Origin of the sequence: thiotrophic endosymbiont of Bathymodiolus puteoserpentis (Logatchev) (genome assembly GCF_900127505.1) — a bacterium.
In the GTDB taxonomy this organism is placed as follows: Bacteria; Pseudomonadota; Gammaproteobacteria; order PS1; family Pseudothioglobaceae; genus Thiodubiliella.
Genome location: NZ_UEXF01000015.1, coordinates 42,250 through 47,184 on the forward strand (window position 1 = coordinate 42,250; position 4,935 = coordinate 47,184).

Here is a 4,935-nt window from a genome sequence, read left to right on the forward strand (position 1 = left end):
TAAATCTTAGTATAGCCACTACCAGAGGGCGCGCGCGCACCCCCCCAATCCGAATCACCCCACGCCTTGATTGAGCCATCGGCTTTAAGGGCGGCAAAGGCATATCCATTTGAATAAATCTTGGTATAGCCACTACCAGAGGGCGTATGTATGCTTCCATAATACGGATCACCCCATGTCGTAATTGAGCCATCGGCTTTAAGGACGGCAAAGGCCCGCTTATTAGCGTAATTTGGTGCATTATTAACCCCATTAAAATCATTCTGAGTACTAGAATAATCCATTTCAGTAAAATGCAAAGGATCAACACCCATAACCTGAACTTCTGCTAGAGACAAATAGTCATTATCAAGCAACTGGATTCTAACATAGCGACCTTGTTTGCCTGATGCGTCTAGTTGAATAATTTTTTTGGGATTAGGTGCAACATGAAAATCTTGTTGATAGATGTGGGTGCTAAAATCTGCTTTATTAGAAATACTAACCTGGTAGTTGCTTAGTCTATTTACACAACAATCAGTACGGTTGTAGATAATGATTTGCTTGATATTTTTCTTGCCACCTAGATCAACCTGCCACCAAGCGCCTTGTTCATGTTCGGTACTGGATGTACTTCTATTGGAGAATTTACCATCAGTGTTGCCATCTACTGCATAGCCAGCAACAGCAAAGACAGCGTGTAGATATGTGCTGGATTGTGTGGCAGGTTTTCCAAGGGCTAGATTGGTAGTACCGACACCAACAGTAATAACAACAGTTGCAGTGTCCTGACCACGACGACCAACTGCAGTTACAGTATAAGTTACTGAATCAGATGCGACAATTGGCATTCCAGAGATGGTTCCAGTTTTTTCATTAAAGGATAAGCCATTGGAGATAGCAGGAGAAATTAAGTAATAAGAAGCATCATCACCTCTATTAGAGATGGCAACAGGTGTAATAGTAGTTCCAGCAGTAGCATTAACATGATTAGTGCTGAATGTAATGAGTGGACCTAGTACAACACTAAAAGCATTTAAAGAGACTGAAAAGATAGCGACTGCAAGGAGTTTAGTTAGTGTGTTTAGTGTGTTTAGTGTGTTTGATATGTTTTTCATTTTTAAAAAAATAAGTATTAAAAAAATTTTACTATAACATTTAAAAATAATTTTGTCAAGGTCTTTTATACGCCCCTCCAAAAAAATCCAAAAGAAACCCCTGCGTTAACCCAGTCTTAGTCCTGCTAGGACAAGGTTCAAAGAAATCACCAAAAAAAATCCAAAAAGAGACTCTTGCATTAACCCAGTCTTAGTCCTGCTAGGACAAGGTTCAAAGAAATCACCAATTGGACAAAAATTGGATTTTATCAATCACCCCTATTTACGCAAAGATTTCTATTAGCTTAACTTATTCGAAATAAGAAAGTTTGGATTGTTGTCTAAAATTGTTGGGGTTTTGTAGTTGACTTAACGCCTTAGTGTTTAACAAAATCAACCACACTTTTGATTCCCACCCGATAATTTTCATCATGCCAACCTGCTCCAATTATTGTAAAGTCGGTAGTATAGGCGCCTGTTGGTAAATCAGGATTAGATTCAGGATCAAAACTGACTCTGACTTGACCAAAACCACGCTGCACGCCATCATTCATTTTTAGCCAACCGTAAGGCCCTTTCTTTTGCACATCCAATACCGCCTGATATTTAACACCTGTGCTATTGGTTGCTATAACAGTAATTTTAGATACGCCTGTATTTCCACTCCATAGACTCTGTTTTGCTCGGGTAAAGTCCGAACGAACAACATTAGGCTGTTCGGTAGGTATGTAAAAATAAACACTGGAATCCTTTGAAGGGGTTTTTTTGGAATAATTGCCTGAAATCTGATTAAGACCAATCTTTTCTAGCTTTAATACGCCATGATTGTTATTCTGGTAGGGGTAAATTTCATTTTGAATAAAATCCTTATAAATGGTAATGTCTAACTTTGCCTTAATAAAAGCCCGATAATCAGAATCGTGCCAACCAACTCCGATTATCATAAATTCGGCAGTATAACTATTTGCTGCTAAATCAGGATTGTCATCAAAGTGAGCACTAACTTTTACTTGCCCATAATCGCGTTGCACGCCATCATTCATTTTTATCCATTTATCGCCAAATTTCTTTTGCACCCGCAATACTATTTGTTGCTCATAGCCATTTTTATCAATCGCCCAAACAATAACTTTAGATGCACCTGGGGATCCGTCCCATAAACTTTCTTGCACTTGTTCAAAGTCTGAATAAGCCACACCATCCTGTACAGGTACGATAAAGTAAACGCTAGAATTGCCTGATGGTGTTTTTTTAGAATAATTAACTGAGGTTTGGTTAAGTCCAATAGTGTCCACATCTAGTTGGTGCTTAAAATGACTTGCGTCCCTTTTCTTTCTCTCGAAAAGAATGGAAAAGTAGGATGTTACGCACGAAACTACGCCATTACATTTAGACGCCACAGGCCCTGCTAATCTCCCCATTTGTTTTAGTTGTTCTTCATCCTGTTTTCCTAACTCAGCTTTTGAAAATGTGTTAATACTGATATTACCCTTTAAATCAAATACACCATTTTGCTCCCTACCTTTGACTTTAATATAGAGCGTTCTGAACTTTTTAAGTTTTATATTTGTGGCACAATGGGGCCCTGAAGCGCCTGTATTGGTGGTGGTTACGAGCGTATCACCATGATTAAAGGTCATTTTACAATCAACGCTTTCATTAGAATCGGGTACCACATTTGTTGCGACAAAAAAGTCTATTAAGCCTTGGCTTCCAGCAGTTTGCTCGTAGTTAATGTAGTAGTCAAGATCTTCGTCAGTAGTCCTCTCAAACTTGTACAGTGTGTCTGATTCTAACGGAATAGGGGCGTTTAATGTAAGTACGGTTGCCGATTTTATGATGTCTTTTAGGCGCTTTACCTCAACAAGTGCTTGACTAGCATCAGCAATACCTGTGCCGCAGTATTGCGTACTATCATCATCTACTTTTGAGAAATCATTAGTGCAAGTGGAATGTGCTGGAAAGTTACGAGCTGATTTTCTAATAATTCTTTTTATTTCTCTTGGAGGGAAATAAAATTGCCGCGAAAGTATTGAAGCGATGCCACTAACAAATGGGGCCGCCATACTAGTACCATTCGCTTCATTATATTCACCATTCTTACTAAGAGACATAATCTCACTTCCAGGTGCACTAACATCCGTCCTATTGCCGTAATTAGACCCCTCATCGTCCCATAGAGATCGATTTTCGTTCAAATCAGTGGCACTAACTGCAATAACACCTTTACAATTTGCTGGGGAATCAGTATTTGATGCGGACTTGTTACCTGTTGCAGCTATAATTGTCACACCTCGAGATATTGCTTCTTTGATGGCATTACTATAAGTTGAATAAACGCCAAGGGATTGTGTATATGGGTTTTCGCATGGTCGCTTAATTCCAAAACTTAGATTGATAACTGTTGCAGGATGCTTGTTATCGGGTACACCATCAATATGGCCGCCAGACGCCCATATAATGGCTTTTGCTGATGGAGAGAGGCCAGTGTTTCCTGTAAAAATATCAATAATCCTTGCGTCACTTCTTTTGTCCCTTATTGCACGCACAGGCAATATTTTCGCCCTCCCATCAATACCAGCAATACCTTTGGCATTGTTGCGCACGGCCGCTATAACACCTGCAACAGAAGTGCCGTGGCTCCCTTTTTTTGGGTCTGAAAGAATGGGGTTCGTATCATTATCAATAAAATCATAGCCATAAACATCAGTTTCACTGTCAGCAACCTTTAACATATTGTCCAGTAAATCCTTATGCTTAATAAAACCAGTATCAATAACGGCAACTATCGTTTCACCGCTATCAGTATCTAAGAACTTTTGAGCTTCAGGCAGATTAATTCCATGATTTTTTAATCCCCATTGATCCCTATAAAGAGGGTCGTTTACAAACTTCGGTTCAGGATCAATTACAAAGTCATCCGGTTCAAAACTAATTACAAACTCATTCGGTTCAGAATATTCAACATAATCTTTTAATACCAAACGATGAATAACATCATGCGTAACAGATTTAGAAAGGTTAATCGTGGTTGTGTTGAACTGTGCGTCATGTTTAATAAAAGTAAGCTCAACTAGATCGTTGGCATTAACTAATTGATTAATATCTTGTTCTAATTGATAAATATTATTATTTATCAAATCTGGATCTGGAGCGGAATAAATGGGAGGAACGCCTGTTGCATTAGCATCGTTCGGCAGGATAACAACAGTGTGATCATTATGGCTAGTGTTTGTAAAGCGAATTAACATGCTATTTGCCCTATTGTCATAGGAAGATCGATCCTCAATTTGTACATTAACCCCTGAATGGGTAATAGAATGATTAGTAGTTAAGCGAGCATTAATATAATCTCCGGCAATTTCGAAAGTTTCGTTTATGTTGTTACCATGCAGTTTTTTTAATTGATTGCCATTTTTGTCATAAATATAAACATAATCATGATTTTTTTCAGTGTTACCAGAGATTTTTACCTTTAAGGAAGTGGCGTTAACAATGGATAAAATTTTACTACGATCTTCATTGTTGGTGTATGCACCTGTGTCCCAACTGGTATCTGCCAATGCAAGTCCATTAAACAATATAAGCGTTAGAATTATTCCCTTGGGAATGACATAAGTAGAGATCTTTGCGTAATTCATAATTTTTTATAATTTTTCAAATTTTAACCATTATAACTAATTCCCTAATCCAAAAATAGAAATTAAAAAAACGCACAAAGCTCAGTTGGTATAATGGTTTCGCAAACCAATAGTAGCGCAGAGTCAAGTGAAGTTATACGAGAAAGAGTGCTAAAAGCCCAGAACATTCAATTCAAGCGCCAAGGTAAATTTAACGACAAACTTACACCTGATGAAAT

2 protein-coding genes are annotated in these 4,935 nt (G+C 38.2%); both read right to left on the bottom strand.

Annotated elements, in window-relative coordinates:
* Positions 1–1,097 (bottom strand): galactose-binding domain-containing protein (locus BHECKSOX2_RS01180; protein WP_180323606.1); only part of this gene is annotated, 1,097 nt, incomplete at its 3' end.
* Between the two features lie 356 nt (positions 1,098–1,453).
* Entirely contained in the window at positions 1,454–4,717 is a 3,264-nt protein-coding gene (locus BHECKSOX2_RS01185) for a S8 family serine peptidase (RefSeq protein ID WP_139682122.1), read from the bottom strand.
* Between the last annotated feature and the right edge of the window lie 218 nt (positions 4,718–4,935).